This window comes from Streptomyces dysideae, from assembly GCF_001514305.1.
GTDB lineage: Bacteria > Actinomycetota > Actinomycetes > Streptomycetales > Streptomycetaceae > Streptomyces > Streptomyces dysideae.
In genome coordinates this window covers 1-24,535 of the sequence record NZ_KQ949136.1, presented here as the reverse complement: position 1 = coordinate 24,535, position 24,535 = coordinate 1, and the positions used below count along the sequence as shown (strand labels likewise).

General features: G+C 71.0%; 21 protein-coding genes and 4 pseudogenes. 14 read left to right on the top strand and 11 right to left on the bottom strand.

The annotated features are described in order from the left end of the window. From AQJ91_RS46365 to AQJ91_RS46355, 3 genes and pseudogenes are all read left to right on the top strand, one after another. Window positions 1-978, top strand: a pseudogene (locus AQJ91_RS46365) (hypothetical protein); the annotation flags it as partial. Between the two features lie 925 nt (window positions 979-1,903). Continuing rightward, a complete protein-coding gene (locus AQJ91_RS57650) occupies window positions 1,904-2,032 on the top strand; it encodes a hypothetical protein (protein WP_267891317.1) in 129 nt (42 codons plus the stop codon). Window positions 2,033-2,116: 84 nt separating this feature from the next. Beyond that, complete coding sequence (locus AQJ91_RS46355) at window positions 2,117-2,374, top strand: hypothetical protein (RefSeq protein ID WP_067035770.1); 258 nt, start codon at window positions 2,117-2,119, stop codon at window positions 2,372-2,374. A 146-nt stretch (window positions 2,375-2,520) separates the two neighbouring features. Here AQJ91_RS46355 and trxA read toward each other — a convergent pair whose 3' ends face one another. Together trxA and egtD are read right to left on the bottom strand one after the other, a co-directional pair. After that, window positions 2,521-2,850: a thioredoxin gene (gene trxA, locus AQJ91_RS46350; RefSeq protein ID WP_067035767.1), complete on the bottom strand. Its 330-nt coding sequence runs from the start codon at window positions 2,848-2,850 to the stop codon at window positions 2,521-2,523. Window positions 2,851-2,926: 76 nt separating this feature from the next. Then, window positions 2,927-3,897: pseudogene (egtD, locus tag AQJ91_RS46345) on the bottom strand (L-histidine N(alpha)-methyltransferase). A 230-nt stretch (window positions 3,898-4,127) separates the two neighbouring features. On the opposite strand from egtD, the gene AQJ91_RS46340 reads away from it, so the two are divergent. Next, window positions 4,128-4,442: a hypothetical protein gene (locus AQJ91_RS46340; protein WP_067035764.1), complete on the top strand. Its 315-nt coding sequence runs from the start codon at window positions 4,128-4,130 to the stop codon at window positions 4,440-4,442. Between the two features lie 106 nt (window positions 4,443-4,548). Beyond that, complete coding sequence (locus AQJ91_RS46335) at window positions 4,549-5,586, top strand: glycoside hydrolase family 5 protein (protein WP_067035761.1); 1,038 nt, start codon at window positions 4,549-4,551, stop codon at window positions 5,584-5,586. 225 nt (window positions 5,587-5,811) lie between these two features. Here AQJ91_RS46335 and AQJ91_RS46330 read toward each other — a convergent pair whose 3' ends face one another. The 5 genes from AQJ91_RS46330 to AQJ91_RS51445 form a co-directional block, all read right to left on the bottom strand. After that, on the bottom strand, window positions 5,812-7,161 hold the full coding sequence (locus tag AQJ91_RS46330) for a mycothione reductase (RefSeq protein WP_267891318.1): 1,350 nt from the start codon (window positions 7,159-7,161) through the stop codon (window positions 5,812-5,814). A gap of 290 nt (window positions 7,162-7,451) precedes the next feature. Then, window positions 7,452-8,276, bottom strand: coding sequence for an HAD-IC family P-type ATPase (locus AQJ91_RS46325; protein ID WP_067035758.1), 825 nt, complete (start codon window positions 8,274-8,276; stop codon window positions 7,452-7,454). 151 nt (window positions 8,277-8,427) lie between these two features. After that, window positions 8,428-8,757 carry a hypothetical protein gene (locus AQJ91_RS53135; protein ID WP_067035755.1) on the bottom strand — a complete coding sequence of 110 codons (330 nt, stop codon included), beginning with the start codon at window positions 8,755-8,757 and terminating at the stop codon, window positions 8,428-8,430. A 119-nt stretch (window positions 8,758-8,876) separates the two neighbouring features. Then, window positions 8,877-9,374: a hypothetical protein gene (locus tag AQJ91_RS46315; protein WP_067035752.1), complete on the bottom strand. Its 498-nt coding sequence runs from the start codon at window positions 9,372-9,374 to the stop codon at window positions 8,877-8,879. 214 nt (window positions 9,375-9,588) lie between these two features. Then, window positions 9,589-10,947 (bottom strand): MFS transporter, encoded by a 1,359-nt coding sequence (locus tag AQJ91_RS51445; RefSeq protein WP_234383445.1) that lies wholly within the window; start codon window positions 10,945-10,947, stop codon window positions 9,589-9,591. Between the two features lie 319 nt (window positions 10,948-11,266). On the opposite strand from AQJ91_RS51445, the gene AQJ91_RS46305 reads away from it, so the two are divergent. Both AQJ91_RS46305 and AQJ91_RS46300 read left to right on the top strand, forming a co-directional pair. Further along, entirely contained in the window at window positions 11,267-12,481 is a 1,215-nt protein-coding gene (locus AQJ91_RS46305; protein WP_067035746.1) for a S8 family serine peptidase, read from the top strand. 416 nt (window positions 12,482-12,897) lie between these two features. Beyond that, window positions 12,898-13,839, top strand: a complete 942-nt coding sequence (locus tag AQJ91_RS46300; protein ID WP_067035743.1) for a glycoside hydrolase family 6 protein — start codon at window positions 12,898-12,900, stop codon at window positions 13,837-13,839. 402 nt (window positions 13,840-14,241) lie between these two features. On the opposite strand, the gene AQJ91_RS46295 is transcribed toward AQJ91_RS46300, so the two are convergent. Both AQJ91_RS46295 and AQJ91_RS46290 read right to left on the bottom strand, forming a co-directional pair. After that, window positions 14,242-15,033, bottom strand: a complete 792-nt coding sequence (locus AQJ91_RS46295) for a class I SAM-dependent methyltransferase (RefSeq protein ID WP_067035740.1) — start codon at window positions 15,031-15,033, stop codon at window positions 14,242-14,244. 43 nt (window positions 15,034-15,076) lie between these two features. Continuing rightward, window positions 15,077-16,012, bottom strand: a complete 936-nt coding sequence (locus AQJ91_RS46290) for a Crp/Fnr family transcriptional regulator (protein WP_234383444.1) — start codon at window positions 16,010-16,012, stop codon at window positions 15,077-15,079. 282 nt (window positions 16,013-16,294) lie between these two features. Here AQJ91_RS46290 and AQJ91_RS46285 point away from each other — a divergent pair, with 282 nt between their 5' ends. Both AQJ91_RS46285 and AQJ91_RS46280 read left to right on the top strand, forming a co-directional pair. After that, entirely contained in the window at window positions 16,295-16,774 is a 480-nt protein-coding gene (locus tag AQJ91_RS46285) for a hypothetical protein (RefSeq protein WP_067035737.1), read from the top strand. Between the two features lie 84 nt (window positions 16,775-16,858). Beyond that, window positions 16,859-17,218, top strand: a complete 360-nt coding sequence (locus AQJ91_RS46280) for a DUF427 domain-containing protein (RefSeq protein WP_234383443.1) — start codon at window positions 16,859-16,861, stop codon at window positions 17,216-17,218. An 87-nt stretch (window positions 17,219-17,305) separates the two neighbouring features. Here the strand turns inward: AQJ91_RS46280 and merB are convergent. Continuing rightward, a pseudogene (merB, locus tag AQJ91_RS51440) lies at window positions 17,306-17,641 on the bottom strand (organomercurial lyase); the annotation flags it as partial. Between the two features lie 206 nt (window positions 17,642-17,847). Between merB and AQJ91_RS46270 the strand changes: the two are divergent. The 5 genes and pseudogenes from AQJ91_RS46270 (at window position 17,848) to AQJ91_RS46250 (ending at window position 23,193) form a co-directional block, all read left to right on the top strand. After that, a pseudogene (locus AQJ91_RS46270) lies at window positions 17,848-18,569 on the top strand (DUF5753 domain-containing protein). 928 nt (window positions 18,570-19,497) lie between these two features. Further along, on the top strand, window positions 19,498-20,754 hold the full coding sequence (gene istA / locus AQJ91_RS46265; RefSeq protein ID WP_067035731.1) for an IS21 family transposase: 1,257 nt from the start codon (window positions 19,498-19,500) through the stop codon (window positions 20,752-20,754). After that, window positions 20,754-21,581 carry an IS21-like element helper ATPase IstB gene (istB, locus tag AQJ91_RS46260; protein WP_079085714.1) on the top strand — a complete coding sequence of 276 codons (828 nt, stop codon included), beginning with the start codon at window positions 20,754-20,756 and terminating at the stop codon, window positions 21,579-21,581. The genes istA and istB overlap by 1 nt, the downstream gene beginning before the upstream one ends. Window positions 21,582-21,750: 169 nt before the next feature. Next, window positions 21,751-22,134 carry a hypothetical protein gene (locus tag AQJ91_RS46255; protein ID WP_159054818.1) on the top strand — a complete coding sequence of 128 codons (384 nt, stop codon included), beginning with the start codon at window positions 21,751-21,753 and terminating at the stop codon, window positions 22,132-22,134. A gap of 405 nt (window positions 22,135-22,539) precedes the next feature. Continuing rightward, entirely contained in the window at window positions 22,540-23,193 is a 654-nt protein-coding gene (locus tag AQJ91_RS46250) for a helix-turn-helix transcriptional regulator (protein ID WP_067035726.1), read from the top strand. A 68-nt stretch (window positions 23,194-23,261) separates the two neighbouring features. Here AQJ91_RS46250 and AQJ91_RS46245 read toward each other — a convergent pair whose 3' ends face one another. Next, window positions 23,262-24,374 carry an FG-GAP repeat domain-containing protein gene (locus tag AQJ91_RS46245; RefSeq protein ID WP_067035723.1) on the bottom strand — a complete coding sequence of 371 codons (1,113 nt, stop codon included), beginning with the start codon at window positions 24,372-24,374 and terminating at the stop codon, window positions 23,262-23,264. Window positions 24,375-24,535 lie beyond the last annotated feature (161 nt).

Here is a 24,535-nt window from a genome sequence, read left to right as displayed (position 1 = left end):
TCCACGGCGAAGACCGACAGGTCCGGGGCGCTCAACACGCAGATCGCCGTGCCGGAGAGCGTCAGTAAGGGCGCCACCCTGGTCGCGCAGCAGCGCAACGCGGACAAGGTGGCCGAAGCCCAGTTCCTCTCGGGCGGCGTGGTCGGCTCGGTGAAGCTCAGCAAGGAGGTGGGCAAGCCCGGCGACTCGGTGTCGCTGAGCGTGCGGGGCTTCGGGGCCGGGGAGCGGATCAACGTCTTCTGGGGCCGGGTCGGCGGCGAACCGGACGCCACCCTGACCGCCGACGGCTCCGGCGGCATCGGCCGCGCGGACATCAAGGTCGGTGTCGCCCCGACGGGCGCCAGCACCCTGATCCTCGTCGGCGAGAAGAGCCGGACCACGGCCACCGTGCCCTTCCAGATCCTGGGCCTGTACCCCTCGCTCAAGTCGTCGCCGTACGCCCTGAAGGCCGGGCACCGGCTGAGCACGTCGGCCACGGGATTCGCCCCGGACGAGCACGTCCTCTTCTACATCAACAGCGCCGGCGGCACCCCGGCCTTCACCACCAACGCCGACGCGAACGGCAACGTCGGCTCGGTCGCCTTCGAGGTGCCGTACGGCCTGGAGGGCGAGCAGACCCTCACCGCGATCGGAGAGAGGACGCGGGCCGTGGTCCGCGCCGGCTTCCAGGTGATGCCGTACACGCCGAGCGCCGAGCCCAGCACATACTCGGGCAAGGCCGGCACCACGGTGACCTTCTACGCAGGCGGCTTCGCCGCGAACGAGACCGTGACCCTCTACGCCGGCGGCCGGGACGGCGGCGCAAAGAAGATCACGACCTTCCAGGCCGACGCCAAGGGGGCAGCCGAGGCCGCGGGCTCCTACAAGATGACCAAAGCGGACGAGGGCGGCGTGGCCTTCAAACTCGTCGGCGAAAAGAGCGGCGGAGTCGCCAAGGCCGGTGTCAACGCGGCCCAGAGGGGCGTGACCTCCCAGTAGGAAGAGCAGCAAGGCCAGGGGGAATAGGGGGCTACGCACTCAGCAGGTGGCAGTGATCGCGCAACAGGCCGCGCGCCGCGGGCACTTCACGGAAGTCCCGCACGCGCAACCGGCGCAGCACGGCGCGGGAGCGAGCGGATCGCCGGCGGGAAGCAGCGATGCGAGCGTGGCCACCGGTCCGGGCGGCGGATCTCGCTCTCACCGCGGACGCAGCCGGCGGCACACTGTAGCTCGGTGAGCGGGGCGTTCAGCGCGCGGGCGAGGAACGACAACCACGCCTCGGGGACGCGGTCCCCGCGCCCCCAGCGGGAGACCTCTTTGCGGGCGACTGACTGGACACCCGACAACGCGCACAACTCGGTGGTTGGCTGTCGCCGGCTCTTGCCCGTGTTACGGCACAGGCGCGCGAGGTGGGCACCGAACGTCTGCGCTCCTGGTCCACGCCGGCCCCCCTCCCATGCGTTCGTCGGCCCCTCCCTGGCCCTGCCCGGCTCCTCCCATCCTGCAATGCGGCGTTCGATGGAGTGCCCATGAACGGGCACAGAGTCACCAGGGCCCGAACCGCACGGCGCCCAGGCATCTCCCAACCCCAAGACGGCGTGACCCTGGACAACTACCCCGAACGGATGGGCCACTTGACGGCATGTCATCCGTTCGCGCGGCCGCGGGTGACCGCTAGGAGCGCCATGTCATCGGTGCTGCGGCCCCCGGTGTGCCGGTCCACGTCGGCAAGCAGAACGTCGAGAAGCGCGTCCCGCGGCTCCGCCGGCTCCGGGCCTAATGTCGGGAGAAGATCCGCCATCTGCGGCTGCGCGGTGCGGTGCGGTGCGGTGCGGTCGGGGCGTACGCGGACGGACAGCTCGCCAGGGCACGCCGGGCACGTGTCGCCGCGCACGTCACCTGCTGTTGGACACGCAGCAGTGACATGCTCGTCCTTCGGCTCGTCAAGGCGTCGATGCGCGGGCACCCGCACCGGACTCCGGCCTCGCTGGCCGAGGTGCGGATACGCCGCTTCGCCGACCGTCTCCCCGCCACGCCGCCTCCCCGCCGCTGACCGAGGAAGGAGGGGAACATGTGCTTTCGCATGTCTCTTCGTACGAGTCACCGCGCACCAGGGTCGGCACGGCGCCGGAGTGGCGTGGGCGTGCTCGTGGGCCTGGCCGCCGTCGTGCGGGCCGTGTGGTGCTGTGCGGGCCCGCTGGCCGTGGGCGGGGTGGGAGTCTCCGTCACCGGCGGAGCGCTGGAGAACGCCTGGCTGGTCACCGTCGGGACGGTGATCGTCCTGATCGGCGTCGGGCACGCGCGGCGCCGCCGCGGGCTCGCGGGGCCCGACGACTGCTGCCTGGACCTCGACGTACGGGCCGAAGAGGTGGCGGCCGAACCGCACGCGGGCTGAGGCCGGTCAGGAGAGCGCACTCGGGCCGACCGGTGACAACCCGTGATCTGCCGACGCCGGGTCTGGTGCCGGGCTGGTATGTCGTCACGACCGCTGTCATGCGTACTCCGTGGGATGGTCACGGTGGTGTCGTCCGTCGGGGGGCGTCAGAGGAGGAAGTCCGCGAGGTCGCGGACGAGCGCAGCCATCGGCTTGGCACCGACGATGGTCTTGGCGACCTGACCGTTCCGGTAGACGTTCAGGGTGGGGATGGACATGACGCCGTACCGGGCCGCCGTGACCGGGTTCTCGTCGATGTTGAGCTTGACGACCTCGATCTTGTCCCCGTAATCGGCGGCGATCGCCTCAACGGACGGCGTGATCTGGCGGCACGGGCTGCACCATGCGGCCCAGAAGTCCACCAGGACGGGCTTGTCGCTCTTGAGGACGTCCTGCGCGAAGGAGTCGTCGGTCACGTTCTTCAGGGTGCCTGCCACGGCGGTCTCCTTGGATCGATGGTGCGGTGGGACGGGGAAGGAACCCGGGAGGGCGACCGCGCATTCCCTCTCTGCGTCAGTCGGGGACGACGAGCAGCAGGGCGAAGCGCTGTTGCCGGTCGGTCCACCACTGGCGCACGGCGAAGCCCGCGCGGACGAGTTCTCTGGTCAGGAAGGTGCGCCGGAACTTCACCGAGATCTCCGTACGGAGTTCCTCACCCGCGGCGAAGTCGACGCTCAGGTCGAGCGAGGGGAACCTCACCGTCTGCCGGCTGCGGGAGCGCAGCCGCATCTCGATGCGCTCCTCGTACTTGTTCCACAGCGCGTGGTGGGTGAAGACCGAGAGTCGAAGTCGGCGCCGAGGCGGTAGTTGAGGACGTGCAGGACGTTGAGGTTGAAGGCGGCCGTCACACCCTTGGCGTCGTCGTAGGCGCGCACGAGGGTGTCCGGGTCCTTGACCAGGTCGGCGCCCAGCAGCAGGGCGTCGCCGTCGCCGAGTTGGCCGCGCAGGGTGGTGTAGAAGGCGTCGCGCTGGGCGGTGTCGAGGTTGCCGATGGTGGAGCCGAGGAAGGCGACCAGCCGCGGCCCGGCATCGGGCGCGGGCAGGGCGGGGTCGGTCTCGAAGTCGGTGACGGTGGCGGTCACCCGCAGTGCCGGATAGTCACGGCAGAGAGCCTCACCCGCCTCCAGCAGCGCGGAGTGCGAGACATCGACAGGAGCGTAGTGCTCCAGGGTGCCGACGCGGGTGAGCGCGTCCAGGAGTTGCCGGGTCTTGTCCGAGGCGCCCGAGCCGAGTTCGACCAGCGTGCGGGCGCCGGTGAGGCGAGCGATCTCGTCTGCCTGCCGGGTGAGGATCTCGCGTTCGGCGCGGGTGGGGTAGTACTCGGGCAGAGTCGTGATCGTATCGAACAGACGGCTGCCGCGTTCGTCGTAGAACCACTTGGGCGGCAGGGTCTTGGGCTTGGCGGTGAGTCCTGCCAGGACGTCGTGGTGCAGGGCCTCGGTGAAGTACCGCCGGGCTGGTACCGGCCGACGCTGGGCGACCATGCCGAAGACGAAGCCTTCCTCGAACAACGGGCTGCCCGTCACGGGAGCGTCCTCCAGGACCTCCAGAGCCTGGACCCGGACCTGCGCGAGATACGCGCGGGCCGCGTCCGGCCCCAGCAGCGGCAGATCGGCGCGGGTGGCCCGGGGTTGCCGGAACGGGTCGTAGAGCACATCGAGTTCACCGCGCAGCGCCGGGCGAGCGCCCGCCTGCCCCGGAAGGAACCCGCCCTGTGACCACCACACCGGCCACCGTGGAGCTACGCCGCTACGGACGCGATGACCCCGACACCATCCGGCAGACCCTCACCGACGTTTACGCCGAGGTCTACGCCGACCGGCTCTCCGACCCGTTCTTCTCCATCGAGCGGTTCGAAGAGAGGCTGGAAGGCCACGTATCCCGCGAACCCTGGGAGGTTGTCATCGGCTGGGACGGCACAGAGCCGGTCGGCTACGCCTATGGCTCACCCCTCCCCGCTCCCGCTGGTGGGCCGGAATTAGAGTCCGCGGAACCGGGGGCAGCTCACCATGCGCCTCCGGACGGGTGAATGCTCCCGCCGCTCCTGCCATCCGCGTTGATCTCGGGTAAGTTTTCATGCATAACGCAGTGTGCTTCGCTTTCTTCTGCCCAAGGCTGTGAGAACGGCCCTTGTCATGACGGTCGAGTTCGGTCTCGTCGCCGGGTGCACGGCGGGGGACCGTGCCGTCGACGTGATGGCCGACGTCAGAAGGACTCCCGTCGTGGCCCGGGGGGAGGACCGGGAGAAGGTGGAGCCGAAGACTCCGGTCGAGAGATACGGCAGGCTCCGTGTCTGCGGTACCCGGCTGTGCGACGAAGCCGGGACACCCGTCCAACTGCGGGGCATGAGCACACACGGCATCCACTGGTTCGGGAGCTGTCTTGTCGCCGGTGTGTTGGATGCGCTAGCCGAGGACTGGGGGTCGAGCGTCCTGCGCATTGCGATGTATGCGGACCGGGATGGATACCAGAGCAATCCGAAGAAATTCACCGATCACGTGAGCCGATTGATCGACATGGCCAGTGCTCGCGGGATGTATGTGATCGTCGACTGGCACTGGATTGATTCGGGGGATCCGAACCACGGCCTGCACCATGCGAAGACCTTCTTCAGGGAGATCACCGAACGACATGGGCGCAAGCCCAATGTGATCTACGAGATCCTGAACGAGGCGTATCAAGCTGATTGGTGGATGATCAAGGACTATGCGGAGAAGGTCATCCCTGTGATCCGCGCCCAGGACCCCGACAGCGTGATCCTCGTTGGCACCCGCGGCTGGTCCACGCTCGGCCTGTCCGAGTACGGGGATGAAAAAGAGATGGTGACCGACCCGGTACGGGCCTCCAACATCATGTACACCTACCATTTCTACGCGAAGGCACACCGGGAAAACTTCTTGAGAATGCTTGACCGCGCGTCCTCCAAACTGCCTGTTTTCGTTTCCGAATGGGGAACACAGTCGTGGGACGGCCGAGGCAACGACTTTGCCATGTCGCAGCGGTACGTCGATCTGATGGCCAGGAAGAGGATCAGCTGGACGAACTGGAGCATCGCCGACGGCGGCGGCAACGGCGACATCTTCGCGAAAGGTGCCTGTAAGGGCAGCCGGTTCGCCGGCACCCGTGTCCTCACGCCCGCCGGCGTATGGATCCGGCAGCGGGTGAGGGGCTGAGTTCCACCGACAAACCCCCGAAGCGGCAGACGGTCGTCCGGTCGCCCCGGGCGAGTCGGTCCCGCAGGTACGCGACCGCCTGCTCCGGTTCGCCCTGGTCGGTGGCCGGCCTGACGGCGGGTCGGACGGCCAGGGCGGCCGGCGCCGTCACCGCCTCTGCCGCCGTGCCCGCCGCCTCACGAGGTGTCCGCACAACAGGGAAACCCGGCAGGAGCCCGGTCGTCTTCACCTCGGCGGGTCGGTCCCCGGGGTGTGGCCTCCGCGGTCGGTCATCGGGCGGCGCGCACGTCGAGTTTGAGCAACGCGTTCTCGATGAGTTCGGGCATGGCGGGGTGGATCCAGTACTGGCCGCGGGCCATGGTGGGGGCGTCGAGGCCGAAGTGCATGGCCTGGATCAGGGGCTGGATGAGGGGGGGCTTCGGGGCCGATGATGTGGGCGCCCAGGAGCTGTCCGGTGTCGGGGTCGGCGAGGAGCTTGGCGAAGCCGGTGGTGTCCTCCATGGCCCAGCCGTAGGCGGTGCCGGCGTAGTCCTGGACGGCGGTCACGTAGGGGATACCGCGCCGGGCGGCGTCCTGTTCGGTCAGGCCGACGGAGGCGATCTTCGGGGAGGAGAAGACCGCGTGCGGGACGTAGCGGTGGTCCGAGGTGATCGGCTGGTCGGGGTGGAGGAGGTTGTGCTGGACGACGCGGGCCTCGTGGTTGGCGACGTGCTTGAGCTGGTGGTCGGAGCTGACGTCGCCCAGGGCCCACACTCCCTCCGCCGAGGTCGCCTGGGTGTCGTCGACCTTGATGGTGCCGCGTTCGGTGAGTTCGAGCCCGCCCGCGGCGGCGTCCAGCAGGTCGGTGTTGGGGATGCGGCCGATGGCGACGAGCAGGGCTTCGGCCTCGACCGTCTCGGCTCCGTAGGGGCCGGTCAGGTGCAGGCGGATCCGGTCGCCGTCGTGTCCGACGCGCTGCGCGGTGCGGTTCAGCCGTACGTCCCACCGGTCGGCCGCCAGGTCGGTGAACCGCTGGGAGACGTCGGTGTCCTCGTGCCGGAGCAGGCGGTCGGAGCGGCCGATGAGCGTGATGTCGGTGCCGAGGGCGGAGAAGACGTGGGCGAGTTCCGTGCTCACGAACCCGGTCCCCATGATGATCATGCGGCGGGGCAGGTGGTCCAAGCGCATCACGGTGTCGCTGGTGAGGTAGTCGGTTCGGTGGAGGCCGGGCAGGTCGGGGAGGGCGGGGCGGCTGCCGGCGGCGACCACGACCCGGTCCGCGGTGATCGTCTCGGTGCCCTGGGCGGTGTCGACGGCGAGTCGGCGGGGGCCGGTGAAGCGGGCCGTGCCCTCGTAGAGGGTGACGTTCTCGTTGTCCTCGGCGCGGTAGCGGCGGCCCGCAGCGGCGATCGGGTCGATACGGCCGAAGATCCGGTCGCGGAGGTCCGGCCACCGAACCCCGGGCCGGGCGAGGTCGACGCCGAGGCGCGCGGAGCCGGCCGGGGTGCGGGCGACGTCGGCGACGTGCACGAACATCTTGGTCGGGATGCAGCCGACGTTGAGACAGGTGCCGCCGTAGGCGCCGGTGGGACCGATTGACGCTGGCGGCCATGGCGACCATCGCCCACACGGGGTGGACCAGGCCGGTGGCCGCGAGGGGGATGCCGATGCCGTTGAAGGTGAAGGCCAGGGCCACGTTCTGCTTGAGCCGGCGGTAGGAGCCGCGGCTGATGCCGCGGGCGGTGCGGATCAGGGAGACGTCGTCGCGGACGATGATGATGTCGGCGGCCTCGGTGGCGATGTCGGCGCCGTTGCCGAGGGCGACGCCGACGTCGGCCTGCATCAGGGAGGGGGCGTCGTTGATGCCGTCGCCGACCTGGCCACCTTCACCCCGTCGGCCTGGAGTTCGCGGACCAGCTCGGCCTTGCCGTCGGGGAGGCCTCGGCGCGGACCTCACGGATGCCCACCTGCCGCGCGACGGGGCGGGCGGCGCGCGGGTTGTCGCCGGTGACCAGCACTGGCGTGATGCCTTCGGCGCGCAGTGCGGCCACGGTGTCCTTCGCCTCCGGGCGCACGGTGTCGGCCAGCGCCAGCACCCCGAGGAGGGTGTCGTCGCGGCCCACGGCCACCACCGTGTGGCCCTCGTCCTGAAGCCGGTGGATCGTGTCGGCCGCGGGGGTCAGGTCGACGCCGGCGTCGGTGAGATGGGCGGGGCGGCCGACCCGGACGCGATGGCCGTTGGGGGTGGCGGTGACGCCGAAGCCGGTGGTGGAGGCGAAGTCGCGAGTGTCAGGCAGGGGCAGGCCGCGGCGGGCGGCCCCGTCGGTGATGGCGCGCGCGAGGGGGTGTTCGGAGTGTGCCTCGGCCGCCGCGGCGAGCGTCAGCAGTTCGTCCGGGTCGCCGCCCGCGACCGGGTGGACGGCGGCCAGGGCGGGGCGGCCCTCGGTGAGGGTGCCGGTCTTGTCCAGCGCCACGTGGGTGACGGTGCGCAGGGTCTGGAACGTCTCCCCGGTGCGCGTGATGATGCCCTGGTCGGCGGCCTGGCCGGCGCCGCGCACGATGGCCAGCGGGGCGGCGATGCCCACGGCGCAGGCGTAGCCCATGACCAGGACGGTCAGCGCGGCGAACACCGCCCGCTCGACGTCCGCCCCGCCGGTGGCGGCGGTACCGGCCAGCCAGCCCGCGAGCGCGAGGGCGGAGACGGCCAGCACGGTGGGGGTGTAGATCTCAGGTGTTCTGCAGGACGCCGACGGCTTCCCGACGCGGGGCGGTCGCCGACTCGAACGGGACGTGGCAGCCGTTTACGCCTCCCGCTCTCCGGTTCCGGCCCCTTCCCGAGCGCGCCGCTCGACGCGACAGGGCTCAGCGGCGACGCCCGAGCGTCACGCCCGCCCAGCCGAGAATCATCGACGTGAGGATGACCCACACCGCCTCGGCCGTGGCGTTCGCGCCGACCAGAACGGGGCCCGCCAGGTGACCGGCGGCGGCCAGCAGCGCGGTGCCCGCACCGGACACGGCCGCGCCCGCCCCGAACAGCAGCGCGGCCCGGCGGCGGGGCAGCGGCCGGGCCCCGAGCAGTCGTTCGACCACCGCCCAGGCGAGCGTGACCACGCCCGGCGCCAGATGGAAGGTCACGTACGGCCACATTCCGGCGAGCCCCAGCCAGACGCCCAGCGCCACCATCAAGGCCAACGGCCCCGACCAGCGCGGGCCGCCTTGGGGATGTCCCGGCTCGTCAGAGCGCGCGGCGGGACCACGGCCATCGGATGCTGTCCCTGACCCGCCACCGTACGGGTCGGCCTGTCCGCGCATCACGACCGGCCCGGGTACGACGGCTCGGTGGACGCAGGGTCGAGGTCGTCCTCGACGACGAGGCCGGCCAGAGTGGCGGCGATCATGCCGAACATCAGATGCGCCACGGCGAGCACCCACGGCGTGAACGCCGTCGACGCCGCCGGGTCCACGGCACGCCAGACGCCGTACTGCATCAGCGCCCATACCAGCGCGGACAGCACCGTACCCGCCGCGATCACCAGGGACCGCGCGCCTGAGAGCCGCCGGGCCGCCAGCGTGATCAGTGTGCCGAACAACATCGCCATCACGGCGTGCACCATCATGCCGATCAGCAGCGCGGGCAGGCTGAACGTGCCGTCCAGCGGCGCCGAGCGCCACAAGGTGTGCGCGATCAGGTTCAGCGGCGCCCAGAAGCCCAGGCCGGTCAGGCCCAGCAGGACCATCGACCACACCGCCATCGCCATACCGCCGAGCACGCCCCCCAGCGCGCCCCGGCGCAGCGTGGCCCCGTTCACCGGACCCTGCCTTTCCGACGGTGTGCGCCGGCCGCGGGCAACGCCCCGACCGGTCTCAGTCCCCCCATGCGGATCATCCGGCTCCTCCCATCCGTGCCTCCGACCTACGAGGCACACAGGGAAACCCGGTCGAATGCACGAGGCATTCCACCGCGGCCCGCCGAACTCCTGGCGCGCCTCAACGACCTGGTGACACGCACGGGCGACGAAACCATCAGTTCTGTTCCCGGTGACCGTGCGCTGTGCGGGAGTCAGCCGCGCGGCCTGAGCCGCGCAACCAGGGTGGATGTCCGGACCGGGCCTGTCGGTTGTCGGCGTCGGCCTGGGCGGTGCGCGCCGGGGATGCGGGGGTGGGGTGCGGGCGGCCGGCTCGGTTCATCAGGAGGGTGCCGCTGCCGCTGAGGAGCAGGAGCAGGGCGGCGAGGAGCAGGGCGGTGCCGTAGCCGCCGGTGAGGTCCTTGAGCACGCCGGTGACGTAGGGCGCCAGGAAACTGGCGATGCTGCTGAGTGAGTTGACCGCGGCCACTCCGGCCGCGGCGCAGAACCCGGCGGGCAGCGTCATGGGCAGGCTCCAGAAGACGGGGACGGCCGCGAGGACGCAGGCCAGTGCCAATGCCATCGCGGCCACCTCCCACAGCGGGGAGCCGGCCACCTGGGTCAGGGCCAGTGCGGCGGCGGTGAGGGTGGGGAGGGCGAGGTGGTTGATCCGTTCTCCCGTGTGGTCGCTGCGGCGGCTCCAGGCCAGCATGGCAGCGGCGGCGCCGGTGTAGCAGAGGGCGATGACGCCGGTGGTCCAGGTGGCCGAGCGGCCGCCACCGAGGTCGGAGACCATCTGAGGCAGGAAGAACTGCAGCTGGTACAGCGCGAAGTACAGCCCTGCGTACACCCCGGCGTGGGCGAGCAGCCGCCGGTGGCGGAGGGCGGTCAGTACCGGGCGGAGCGGCGGGTCCGCCATCGGGATGTGTTCCTTGGCGACCTGGTCGGCCAGCCAGGCCCGCTCCAGTGGGGTGAGCCAGGGGGCCTGCTGGGGGCTGTCGGGGAGCCCTCGCAGCGTGAGGATGCCGAGGACGACCGAGGGCAGGCCGAAGACCACGAACATGGTGCGCCAGCCGGGAATGGCGCCCAGTGCGCCGTACTCGACGAGCAGGCCGGCGGCAGGGGTGCCGATCGCGTCGGAGACCGGGATGTGTCCACGTCCACATGCCGTTCGGGCTGCAGATCGCGGGCGAAGATCCCGGGGGTACGCAGAGTGGCGGCGCGCGCCGGGTCGGGATGTCCGGCGGAGGTCAGGCGCTCGACGGTGTAGCGCAGCTCGAAGTGGAGCCGGCCGAGCCGTGGTGCCGCGGCCATGACGTGGAAGATGAGGTTGCCGAACTCGGCGTCCCGGGTGATCTCTCCCGGCATGTCCCCCTGCACGGCCAGGTCGAGCACCCGTTGGTGGGGAGTGTCGGGGATGACGGGAGCCCACAGCCGCAGTCGGCGCGTGCTGTCGGCGGGTGCCTCCACCTGGGGCTGCCGTCCACCGCCCGGACACCCCCTCCACGGAACACACTCGGTCATTCTGTGAATCCATGGAGCGACGGCGCATCCCGGCGAGCCCGCATCGCTGCGAACATCCTCCAGTTGGCCGCGAGATCCATCACGGAGCCGGCGCCCTGCCCCTTCAGCAGCCGCGCGCACTCGGTCTGCGGGGGAGCCCCGACAACCGGCACCGCCTTCCCCCGAAGGATGGAGCGGCGACTCCCCCGGTTGCGGGTACAGCACCAGACGCCGGACTCCGAGGATGGGTTGGTCAAGTGTGCTGTACCGCGCACTCCCGGCGGGTCCGCTCGGTCAGGATCGTGCGGGCCGCCACCAGTCCCCACCAGCCGGCCCTGGGCAGGTGTCGTGCCATGGCAGAACGCACAACGTCGATGTCGTCGACCGGATCGCGCGGCCGCGGACTCGTCGCTCGCACCGCGGCCGCGGCCGTGGTGACGGCTCTCGCCGCCGCCCTCTCGGCCACGGCCGCCCCGGCCGATACCGGCGGTCTGCGCGGTTCGCAGTGGGCACTGACCGCCCTCAAGGCCGAACAGGCGTGGAAGACCAGCAAGGGCGCGGGCGTGACGGTCGCGGTGATCGGCTCGGGGGTCGACGCCTCCCACCCCGACCTCACAGGACGTGTCGTCAAAGGCGCGGACCTCGGCGACGGCTCGACCGTCGACGGAACACACGACCAGGGCCCCCAGGACCGGCAGGGCGGCACCCACGCGGCGGGCATCATCGCCGCAACCGGCCGCAACTACCAGGGCGACGGCGTTCACGGCCTCGCCCCCGACGCACGGGTGTTGCCCCTGCGCGTCTACCGCAACGACTCGCCCGCCCCGACGGCCACCGCGAAGGCCGTCCGGTACGCGGCGGACCACGGCGCGCGGGTCATCGACGTAACGGTGGGCTTCACCAAGCCGAGCGACGCCCTGCGGTCAGCCGTCGAGTACGCGCTCGGCCGCGGCGCCGTGATTGTCACCGGCGCCGGCGACAACGGCCGCACCGGCGACGAGGTGACCTACCCGGCCGCGTACCCGGGAGTGGTCGCGGTCGCGGCCACCGACAAGAAGGGCGCCATCTGGCCAAACTCCCACCACGGGGAGCACGTGACGCTCACCGCACCCGGGGTGGACATCCTGGCCACCGCCCCGGGCGGGGACTACTGGACCGGCTCCGGCACCCAGTACGCGGCATCCTGGGTGGCGGCCACGGCCGCGCTGCTGCGCGCCGAGCACCCACGCTGGACCGGCGACCAGGTGGTCCGGAAACTGACCGGCGCGGCCTCCGGCAAGAGTTCGTCCGGCCAAGATCCCCGCCACGGCTTCGGGGCCGTCGCCCCCGCGGCGGCGCTCGCGGACCGGACCGCACCGTCCCCCACCCCGTCCGCCTCCGCCGTACCGGCCGCCGACCCGACGGCAGACGCACGGGACAGCATCGCCGACCGGCCCGAGAACCCCGCCGCGTATGTGACCCTGCTGGCGGTGGGAGCGGGCCTCATCGTGCTGGCCGCCATCGCATGGTTCCTGATCAGGAGGAGCGCTTCCCCTTTCAACCCTTTCGACCCTTCCGGCGACGACTGACGTGGCGGAGGGACGTCGCGGGGGCTCCCCCGGCGCCCCCAGCCCGGCGAGAGCGCCGGCCGGCCCGGGTCGGCGCCCAGCGGGATTCCCGGAGTACGGCCCCGGAGAAACCGCCGACGGCCCCGCCGCGAGACGGCCTACCGCGGGCGGACGGGCCGCCGCACCGACTCCGGCGCCGCAGGCTCCGCGTCGGCCGAATGGCTCCGGCAGGGCGGCGGCCGGTCCGCATCGCGCTCGGGCTCCGCCTCTTCTTTTCCTCCTCCCTGCTCTCCTCCTTCCCCCTGCTCTCCCGCCGTTCCTCCCCACCGCCTCCCCCCTTCCGCAGTTCGACACGCTCTTGGGTGCGCCCCACACCGTCTCCAGACCGCCGGACACCCCTACGCACCCACATACGGACGAGGCGGATCTCGGCCCTGGTGACCGTTCTCGCCCTGCTCGTCGGTATCACCACGATGACGCCTCTCCTGCCTCCCCTCCCACCGCGGGCGCCTCTGTTTCCCGCGTCGACCCGCTTCTCCACCGGCCCCGACACCACCGCCGAGCGGTGGGTGCGTGACCACCCGTACGACAGCCGGGCGGCAGTCATCGCCGCGCACATCAGCTCCCGGCCCCAGGCCACGTGGTTCCCGGACCCCGACCCGGCCATGACCGGGAAACAGGTACGCAAGGCTGTCGCTGCGGCCCGGGCCCAGGGTGCCGTGCCGACCCTCGTCCCCTTCGCCGTGCCCCGCCGCGACTGCGAGGGGCACAGCCTCGGCGGCGCCGCCGGCCTCACCGCCTACCAGCAGTGGATCGACACCTTCGCCCGCGCGATCGGCCCGGCACCCGCCGTGGTCGTACTCGAACCCGACGCGCTCGCCCTCATGGACTGCCTCACCCCGCGCGAGCGCCAGGACCGGATCGCCGCCCTGACACACGCGAGCCTCACCCTGCACCGCCACGCCCCCAACGCCCACCTGTACTACGACGCCGGCCACTCACGCTGGCACCCCGCACCCACCATCGCCGACCGGCTCCGGCAAGCCGGAGCTCTGCGGCACGGGGACGGCATCGCCCTCAACGTGTCGAACTTCAACACGACCGGCGACGAGGCCCACTACGGCCTCCAGATCATCCGGGCCCTCGGCGCCCCCGACCTGGGCATGGTGATCGACACCAGCCGCAACGGCGCCGGACCGGCCCGGGGCACCCCCTACTGCGACCCGCCCGGCCGCCGCCTGGGCCACACCCCCACCGCCGACACCGACCTCGAGCGCGTCGACGCCTACCTGTGGGTGAAACCGCCGGGCGAAGCCGACGGATGCGCCGCCGCCCCCGGCACCTTCGACCCGCAGTACGCCTACCTCCTCGCCGGATGACACCCCGCTGACCGGCACCTCGCGACCACCCCGGCCACGCCGACCCTGCCTCGGGACGTCCGCCCCCATAGGCGGCTGCCCGGCGGACAGTCGCCTCACCTGGCTCACCACCCGGCGCGCCGGCCTCACACGGATCGCGCCCCAACGTGGGTCCATGTATTCCCCCGTTATGTTCTTCGCGGTCCTGCAAGAGGGCCGCTGGCCCCCGGGCCCGGCATGACTGTTCCCCCCTGTCGAAGGGATGACCTGGGGGGGTGCCCCTATCTGTTTCGTCAACCCCGGCGGGGTCGGGTTGTAGGGGTTGACGAAACAGATAGGGGCACCCCCACATGAACGCACAGTCCCACGAGCTCCCACCACCCTCCCGCGTCGGCCGACGGCGGAGAAGCTCATGCCCCCGACTCATCCCCCCTCACGCCCAGCGGATACGGCGGGGATCTCGGCGACCACACGGCGCAGCGGCAGTTCTAGGCGGCGGCCGGGGCGCGCCCAGGCGGCCAGGGCCTGTTTGGCGGCCCGGGCGCGGCGCCCGGTCAGGCGGGGCAGATAGAGCCCGTCGACCAACATGGCCACGGCGTCGGGTGTGTCGAGGTGGAGGGCGGGCTGGCGGGCGAAGACGTGGCGCTGGTCGGAGCGGACGCGGAAGCCTGCGCCGCGCAGCAGCTCAGCGAGGCCGTCACGGGCCTCCGGGTTGGGCCACGGCTGGCGCACGGCCCGGAGCCCATACATCACGCGGGCCCAGGCGAGAGCCCCGGACGCCGAGAGGCCGGACTGGGCGGGCACCAGCGCGGCGAGCGTACCGCCAGGGCGCAGGACGCGTCGGACCTCCCCCAGGACCTGGGGCAGCGGGGTGAGCACGGGCAGACACATGGACGCGCAGACCGCGTCGGCCGACGCCGAACGCACGGGCAGGGCGGTGGCATCCGCCCGCACCACAGGACCCCGGCCGAGCTGGGCGGCCGAGGCGAGTTCACCCGCAGATGCATCGACGCCGACCCACCGGGCGTCCGGCAGCCGCACGCGCATCGGGGCGGAACCGCAGGCCAGGTCCAGCACCGTCCCGGCGTACGAGTGCAGCGGCTCGGCCAGCCATGCGTAGGGCGACTCGTCCGCGAGGTGAACGAGGCGTTCGGTGATGCCGGGGCGGGTGTCGTGGTAACCGCTGAGGAAACGGCGCCAATTCTCTTCGTTCAATCGCCCGGTCCTTCCCACCCGCCCGCGGCGGCCTGTCGGCCGGTCAGCCGGTCTGGTCACGCAGCTGTCCCGTCTTCAGCACGGTGATGCGACCGCGGGCGAGGCGGATCAGGCCCTGGCCGGCGAACTGGTGCAGCACCTTGGTGACGGTCTCCCGGGAGGTGCCGACCAGCGCGGCGAGCTGCTCGTGAGTGAGGGACACCTGCGGATGCTTCGCCCCGGGCCGCAGGGGCCGAGTGGACGACTCGTGTTCGGGCATCAGCGTGAGCAGCGTGGTGGCGACACGTTGCGGCACGGATTTGAAGACGCTGTCGGACAGCCGCTGTTCGAGTTCGGCCAGACGGCGGCCGAGGGTCTCGGTGATGCGGGTGGCGATGCGGGCGTCCGACAAAAGGAACCGGTCCACGTCGGCACGGTGCATCACGCACACGGTCACGTCGTCCAGGGCCTCGGCGAAGTTGCCGTACATCCGCTGCCCCAGCAGCAGCATCTCCCCGAAGATCGTGCCCGGGGCGAGGATCGCGCAGGTCAGCGCACGGCCCTCGGCGGAGACCCGGAAGACGCGCACCCGGCCCCGTTTGAGGATGAACAGCACCTCGCACGGCTCCTGAGGGACGTACAGCATCTCCCCCGCAGCGTACGTCTTCATCGGCGCCGCGGCGGCGATGGCGTCCATCTCCCGCTCGCTCAGGTCACGGAAGATGTCGACCTCGGACAGGCACCACGTCCGTTCCCCGATCGTCCCGTCGTCGATCATCCTGGCCGTCTCCTCACGCCGTCCGGGAGCCCACGGCGGCGGCGCCGCACCCCAGGGCGGATGGGCCAGGGCGCCGGCGCCCTCGGTGAGACAGTAGCGGGACTGGATCTCGCCGGCGGCGATGCCAGGAGCAGCACTGGGCGACGTCGCATCGGTGACGAGAGACGCCGGCTTCTGTTCCTGGGCGCGGGGCATGCGGGCGGGGGGTGGCTGTGACGTCATGAGGTCGTCCTCCAGGAGCGGTCGCAGAGAGCTGCTTCAAGGACGCTAGGCCCGGCAGGGGCCGGAGTTCTGTGACAGCGCTTACAAACCCGCCTGGGCCAAGCGGGCTTACGCGCGGATCACCATGACGGAGTGACCACCGGCGCGACTCGCCCGCGTGCATGTCACCGGATCGGGACCGTGAAGTGTAAGCGTGGTCACATTCCTCGGCGGAGGCCGTCCTTAGCGTCGGTGCTGAGGGGGTACGCGAGTGGACCAGAACTTCGTAAGGAGAACGACGACATGGCGACCACACTGCACGTTTCCCCGAGAACCGCGGCCATCCCCGTACACGCCGCCTGGGGCGCCGCGGCCGGTCTGGTCGGCGGCGTCGGCTTCGGCATCTGGATGTCGGTGTCCAAGCCGATGATGGACACGGCGATGATCAAGATGGTGGCCGGGCTCCTCGGCTCCGACAGCGCCTTCGCGGGCTGGCTGATCCACCTCGGCATCTCGCTCTCCGCCGGACTCGTCTTCGGCGCAATGCTGGGCCAGTGGGCGACCCGCATGATGCCGGCCATCGTCCTCGGCCTGGCCTACGGGGTGGTCTGGTGGGTCATGGGCGCCCTGTGGATCATGCCGGCGAACCTGGGCATGCCCGTCTTCGAGTGGAACGACGTCACCAGCTCCAGCTTCGGCGGCCACCTTGTCTTCGGCCTGCTGATCGGAGCGGCCTACTCGTGCATCGCCACGGTCATGGGCAAGGAGAAGCGGACCGGCTGACCGTACGGCGAGGAGCCGGGCCAGGGACGAACCAGGCCACCGGACCACGGGGAAGGAACGAGCCCCTCACCGGGTTTCTTGTTCGTGCGAACCCGCACGAACGAGAAACCCACCCTGGAGGCGAGCACCATGATGCGCGCGATCTGGAACGGCGTCGTCATCGCCGAGACCCCGCGCACCAAGCGGGTCGAGGGCAACGACTACTTCCCGCCCGAGTCCCTCAAGCGGGAGTACTTCACCGAGAGCCCCAGCAAGTCTCTCTGTCCCTGGAAGGGCGTCGCCCGCTACTACACACTCACCGTCAACGGAGAGCTGAATCCGAACGCGGCCTGGTCCTACCCGCACCCCACCCCGCTCGCCCGACGCATCAAGAACCATGTCGCCTTCTGGAACGGCGTCGTCGTCGAGGGCACCCGCGAGAAGAAGCCGGCCCGGCAGGGCTGAGCGGGTCGCGCGGCACGGTCCAGGGAGTCGACGAGCGCGTGGTACAGGTTGTGCTCCTGCAGGGCGAGGATGCCCTGTGCCGAGGATGGCGGGGAAGAGCAGGGTGTCCAGCGCGCACCTGGTGTAGAAGGTGCGGCCGTGCGTCTCGTAGCGGTGCGGGGTGGGGTTGAAGGTGAGGCCGTAGCCGATGATGCGGCCCTCGGCGTCGTACTCGGTGTCCGGCATGGCGTCCGGCGCGCTGCGGATCTCTTCCTCGCTGCGCCCGGCCTCGGCGGCGAGCCGAGGGATGGTGACCGGCTCGCCGGAGACGAGGAGCGTCTGCAGCGGGCGCAGCAGCGAGATCCGCAGGCCTGGCGCGCGGCTGACGGCGTCGGTGAAGCGGTTGGCGAACTGGCGGGTGTCGGTGTCCACGGCGGATTCCATCCCTTCGCAAGCGGGTTTGCCCGATGCCCGGGACCGTAGGGTCTGACCCCGGGGTGAGGGTCAAACCCGCGTGGCGCAGCGGGGGTCACGGGCGAAGCAGAGGCACCGGGCGTCGTCGGCCACGTCCGCCCGGGTGTGCCGCTGGACCCGCCGCCGCCTCCCGCATGGTCCGCGCTGCCACCGTGAACGCGAGTGACAGCGCAAGGATGATCACAGCGCCCCAGATCAAACAGACAGCGACAGCCGAGGACTTGCGCGCGTGGGCGGAGGGAATTGGCCGGCCCGAGACGTACGAGGAACTGCTCGCCCGGCTACGCGGATTCGAGTCACACATCCGCTCGTGGCGTCGCCAACTGGCCGCAGGACACAGGCCCGTACAGGACGCCGTCACCGTGGAGCACGAGCGCACACGAGTCCTCACCATCTGGGAGAACTGCCTCATCCCCGGCATGGTGCAGATCCCCGAGTACGCCCGACACGTCTTCACCCGGCACGCCGATCTCATGCGGTCACCACGAGACACAGAGGAAGCCGTACGAGCCCGTACCCAACGGCAGGAAGGGCTGTACCGGCCGGGCCGGAAATACCGGATCATGATGTGGGAGGGCGCTCTGCGCTCCCTGGTCTGCCCGCCGTCCGCGCTCGCAGCGCAGCTCCATCACCTCGCCGGCGCCATCGGCTTGGACACCGTCGAACTCGGCATCGTTCCCCTCAGTGCCGCACTGAAGATCTTTCCGGGTAACAGCTTCTGGATCTACGACGAGCGTCTCGTTGTCGTCGAGGACTGGCACGCCGAGCTGTGGATCGATGACGCCGACAGCAGGCCACCTACCTGCGCGTCTGGAAGACCTTGCAGGAGTCCGCGGTGTATGGCAACGACGCCCACAACGTGATCAACGCGGCGCGGCAAGCGCTGAACCCGCGCTGAGCCTCACGCGCGAGTGGCGGATCAGCCAGGTCGCGGGAAGACCGCTCCATGGGCCCGGCTCAGCCCTCGCCGGGGCGCACGCGGGGCAGCCGCTGCCGGAGGTCGGCACCAACGGCAGCGGCCGCGGGCACCATGAACGTGCCTCTCCCCTTCCCCACGCCCTGCGCCCCGTCTGCCCCGCCAACGGCCGGGGCACGCGGGAGATCGCCCCAGGGCGGGACACAGCGTCGGCGGCTCAGGCGACGGGGCCGGCTACAGCGGTCAGTCGTTCAAGAGCCGCTACCACGCCGGCCCGGACGGGGCCACCTCGACCAGCCGGGGAGACTCCCGCACCTCCTACACCGGTGGCGGCACGGGCACCGCGCAGACCCTGGACACCGACGAGTGCAGTGAGCTCAGTGACTTCGACGGGTTCCGTGAGTACCGCGGGTCCCTGCTGAGCGAGCTGCTCTCCCTCTGATCCCCGGTCTGGTTCGGCCGGGTTGGGGCCGGACCAGACCGGCGTCGGCCGGTGACCAGTTCCTTGTCCATCCGTGGGGTCACCGGCCGGCAGACCGGGTGCCCGCTGCCCCACCCCCCTGCTCCTCCCCGGCCGTCTGCTCGACGGCACGGCGATGACGGCGTCAGGCCATCGTGGACGGCGGCTCGTGCGACGCGCAGGGGCGGCCGGTGAGGCCAGGTCGTCCCACCGGCCAGGGGGTCGGCCGCCTGCCTGACCGGCGGCCGACCCCGCTCCCCATTCCGATCCGCCGCCCGAGGGAAGAGCCCGGGGCCGTCCGAGGGGTGAGTCCAGGGAGGCGGAAAGCACGGCCGACGGCAGCGGGTGTCGGCGACGCCTGAAAACTGGCTCACGAACGGCGGATCAAAAGTGACCCACTCCGTGATCTTCTGACCATTCTGACTTCTGACAGGGAGTCAGGAGGAGAGGGTGATCCGCGTGGAGGACTGGGCAGAGATCCGCAGGCTGCACCGCGCTGAGGGCATGCCGGTCCGGGCTGTCGCCCGGCACCTGGGCATCTCGAAGAACACCGTGAAGAAGGCCCTCAACACCGACCGGCCGCCGAAGTACACCCGTGCCCCGGCCGGCTCCGCGGTCGATACCTTCGAACCCGCGATCCGCGAGCTGCTGAAGGCCACCCCCACCATGCCCGCCACTGTCATCGCCGAGCGGATCGGCTGGCAGCGCGGGATGACCGTGCTCAAGGAGCGGGTGCGTGAGCTGCGGCCCGCGTATCTGCCCGCCGACCCGGTCTCGCGCACCGTCTACCAGCCCGGCGAGATCGCCCAGTGCGACCTGTGGTTCCCGCCGGCCGAGATCCCCCTGGGCTACGGGCAGGCCGCCTCCCCGCCGGTGCTGGTGGTGGTGGCCGGCTACTCGCGGGTGATCGCCGCCCGTCTGCTGCCCTCCCGGCAGGCCGGCGATCTGATCGACGGGCACTGGCGGCTGCTGTCCGAGTGGGGCGCGGTGCCCAGGACGCTGGTGTGGGACAACGAGGGCGCGGTGGGACGGGGCGGGAAGCTGACGGCTGAGTTCGCCGCTCTGGCCGGGCTGCTGGGCGTGCGGATCTTCCAGACCCGCCCCCGCGATCCGGAGGCGAAGGGGCTGGTCGAGCGCGCCAACGGCTACCTGGAGACCAGCTTCCTGCCCGGCCGCACCTTCAGCGGGCCGGCCGACTTCAACGCCCAGCTCGGCAGCTGGCTGAAGGTGGCCAACCGGCGCCGCCACCGCAGCATCGACGCCCGCCCGGCCGACCGCTGGGAGGCGGACCGGGCCGGGATGCTCTCCCTGCCGCCGGTGGACCCGCCCGCCTGGTGGCAGCTGACCATGCGCCTGGGACGCGACCACTACGTCCGCGTGGGCACCTGCGACTACTCCGTCCATCCGCGCGCGATCGGCCATAAGGTGACGGTGCGGGTCGACACCCAGACCGTGTCCGCCACCTGCGCCGGCACACAGGTGGCCTGGCACCCGCGCTGCTGGGCCCGCCACCAGACCCTCACCGACCCCGCACACGCCGAGGCCGCCCGCCTGCTGCGCGGCGAGTTCTGGCACGCCAGGGCCGCCGCCCAAGCGCACACGGCACCGGCCGAAGTGGAGGTCGAACAACGCGCGCTGGCCAGCTACGACCGCATGTTCACCGTCATCGACGGCGGCGCGGAGAGCGACGGGGCGGAGGCGTCCTGATGCCCTCCACCACCGCAGCCAAGGCCACCACCCCCACGACCGGCCGCCGCACCGGCGAGCAGACGGCCGCGGACCTGGCCTTCTACTCCCGGGCCATGAAGGCCCCGGCGCTGCTGGACGCCGCCGAGCGCCTCGCCGAACGCGCCCGGACCGAAGCATGGACCCATACCGAATACCTGGTGGCCTGCCTGCAGCGGGAAGTCGCCGCCCGCGAGTCACACGGCGGCGAGGCCCGCATCCGCTCCGCCCGCTTCCCTGCGCTCAAGACGATCGAGGAACTCGACGTCACCCACCTGCGCGGCATGACACGCCAACAACTCGCACATCTGGGAACATTGGACTTCATCACCGGCAAGGAGAACGCTGTTTTCCTGGGCCCGCCGGGCACCGGCAAGACACACCTGGCCATCGGACTTGCGGTCCGCGCCTGTCAGGCCGGCCACCGTGTCGCGTTCGCCACCGCCGCCGAGTGGGTCGACCGCCTGGCCGCCGCCCACCACACCGGCCGCCTCCAAAGCGAGCTGACCAGACTCTCCCGCTACCCACTGATCGTCATCGACGAGGTCGGCTACATCCCCTTCGAAGCCGAAGCCGCCAACCTCTTCTTCCAGCTCGTCTCCAACCGCTACGAGCGGGCAAGCGTGATCGTCACGAGCAACAAGCCCTTCGGACGCTGGGGCGAGGTCTTCGGCGACGAGACCGTCGCCGCCGCCATGATCGACCGCCTCGTCCACCACGCCGAGGTCCACTCCCTCAAAGGGGACTCCTACCGCATGAAAGGCCGCAGCCTCGGCCGCGTCCCCACCGCCCCGACCGAAACCGACTGACCGACAGCAACCAACGACACGGGGGTCACGTTTCAACCGCCCAAAATGGGTCAAAATTCAGCCGCCGCCGACAAGCGGGTTTCCCGCATGCCGCTTCCCACATGGGCCACCGTTCCGACTGTGAAGGACAACCGTGCGCTCACCGCGTTCCCGAGCCACCGCCGCCCTCATGACCTCCCTCACCGTCGCCCTGCTCGTGGCGGGCTGCGGCATCGCCGACAGGACCACTACGGGCTCAGCCACGTCGGACACGCACAGCAGCGCCGCGACCGTTTCCGCGGACAGTCCGTCCTGCGCCATCGGCTCCTTCCTCGCCCCTGGCCACCACGGCCTTTGGGGGCGGCAGGCAGCGGCGGCCCGCTGGCTGAACGACCGCGGCGCGGCCCCCATCCGCACAACCCTCGCCGTGCTCCTGACCCTCGGATCGACGGCCCGTACTCTGCACAACTGCCGGGCCGTCCGAGGCCGGAACCTCTCCAGGGCGGAGAAGCCCCACCCGCCCGGCCAGGAAGCCGGGGACGTGTTGCACAGGGCGCACGACTTCATGGCGTAGCACACGACGGCCCGCACCGCTGCTCCGGAACCTCGGAACAGAGGCAACGCGACGCCAGCGGGGGGGCGCGGACTCTCGCTCACCGCGCCTCCGGCGGTTGGCCTTCCACCGAATCCGCTCCTCATGCCGACCTTGTCCTTGCAGCGGCGAACGATGGCACGCGGAGGAGTCAGGCTCATCCCAACAGGTCAGGCCCCACGGTCGCCGTGGCGGTGTTGGCGAGAAGCGAGTCCGTCCATCCGACGGTCGGTGCATGACTGGGCTCCCGGCAGGACACCGGGTGTGGAAGGTGTCAGGCGTGAGGACGGGTTTCCCCGGGTGCGTAGGTGCTGCCGACTGCGTCGGTGTCAGGCCTCGCCCGGCATGGCGCTCGGGCGAAGGGGCAAGTGTGGGGGTTGAGTTGAAATGACAGATGTGATCTCTGTGGCGGTCGTGGCCGACGACCTCCTGTTGCCGCAGCGATTGGGCGGGGGGCTGGCGCGTGACAGCCGGCTGCGGATGGCCCTGACCGTTCCCAGTGTGCAGGCGCTGTTGGCGCGGGAGGAGGAGCCGGCCGATGTGGTACTCCTCGATCTGTTGCTGAGCGACGGCTCCGACCCGGTGGACAACGTACGGCGGCTGGCAACGGGCGGCAGAGGTGTCCTGGTCGTGAGCACCCTGGCCGATTCCCAGGAGATCGAGGCGGTCTACGGTGCCGGGGCCAGGGGCTGTTTGCCGAAGGCCAGCGACCTGGCCACCATGGCGCACGCGATCGGAGACGTTGCGGCTGACCAGCCGGTGCAGGGGCGGGAGTTCGTCCCCGCGCCGCGGGTGGGTCAGGGCCCGCATCCGCTTCGGTTGTCCCGCCAGGAGCGCGGGCTGCTGCTCGGCTACGTCTCCGGTCTCACTCTGGGGGCCGCCGCGCGGCGTATCGGCATCCGGCCATCCACAGCGAAGAAGTACTTGGAGCGGATCAAGGCGAAGTACCAGGCCGGCGGGCGTCCCACCTACACGAAGCTGGACTTGGCGGCCCGGGTGCGTGAGGACGGCCTGCCGTGCCTGCGCGAGATGGCCGGTTGAGGCACGACCAGCGGCTCGGGGGACGAAGGGCGCCCGCAGAGCCGCTGGTGCTTGGTGCAAGTGCCGGGTTACTGCGTGGTGTTGTGCAGAGAGGTGACCGAGTTGAGGTTCTTGTTGTTGGACACGATCAGGTCGGGTCGGCCGTCGCCGTCGAAGTCGTCGGGCGCGATGTCGAAGGTGAACGGCGAGTTGACGACCGGCAGATACCGGCGCACGTCCTGCAGCGTGCCGTCTCCGCTGCCGAGGAAGACCGCGACCCGTCCCGTGCCCGGGAAGTCGTCGTTCCAGGTGTTGGCCACCGCTACGTCCAGATGGCCGTCGCTGTTCAGGTCCACGAGGGTTCCGCGGAACGCGCGCAGCAGAGTGTCACGGTAGGTGGTGGGCGCGGAGTAGGACCCCTTCTTGGTGGCGAGGAGCACGTTGACGTCGTAGTGGCGGCTGATGGTCACCAGGTCGACGCGCCCGTCGCCGTTGAGGTCGCCCGCGGTCACGTCCAGTGGATCGGCGCCGGCCGCAATCGTCCGCACGGTGCCGAAGCCGCCCTGCCCGTCACCGTGGGCAACGGCGGCCTGGCCGGACTTGGTGCCGAGCAGATCGGCTCTGCCGTCCCCGTTGACGTCGGCGAGTTCCCGGAGGATCACACCGCCGGCGGTGTCCGCCGCCCGCGGTGTGGCGAATGTGCCGTCGCCGCGGCCGACCAGCACGGCGGTCTCGTACTGCACGGTCGAGCCGACCCGCTCGATGCCGACGACCAGATCCGCCGAGCCGTCGCCATTGACGTCGGCGGTGAAGGGGCTGGCCGTGGCCCAAGCTCCGGCGACTGCGGATCCGACTTCGACGTTCACGGGCGGCGCGAAGGTGCCGTCTCCGTTTCCGGACAGCAGGGTCACCTTGGGCGCCTGGCCGAAGACCTGCTGGGATGCGGCGATGTCGACATGGCCGTCGGCGTCGAAGTCCGCGGTAACCACGCTCCGCATCGCACCGCTGGGCACCTGGTGGAGCACGGCGGCCTGGAATGTGCCGTCCCCGTTGCCGAGCAGGGTCTGCACGCCGGCGAGCGTGCCCACGACGGTGTCCGGATTGCCGTCTCTGTTGAGGTCGGCGGTCTCTATCGCCTCGGGGCTGACACCGGAACTGCTGGGCTTGACCAGCGCATGGTCCTGGAAGGTGAAGCTGGGCACGGGAGCGCCGAGGTGACTGGCCGACGCCGGTAGTGCGGTACCGGCCAGCAACGCTGCGGAGAAACCTATGGTGGCCAGCAGACGACTGATCAGCCGTCGGCGAGTGGATGACGGGTGTATGCCCACGATGAACCCCTCCCGGGCAGGAAGCGACCCCCTCG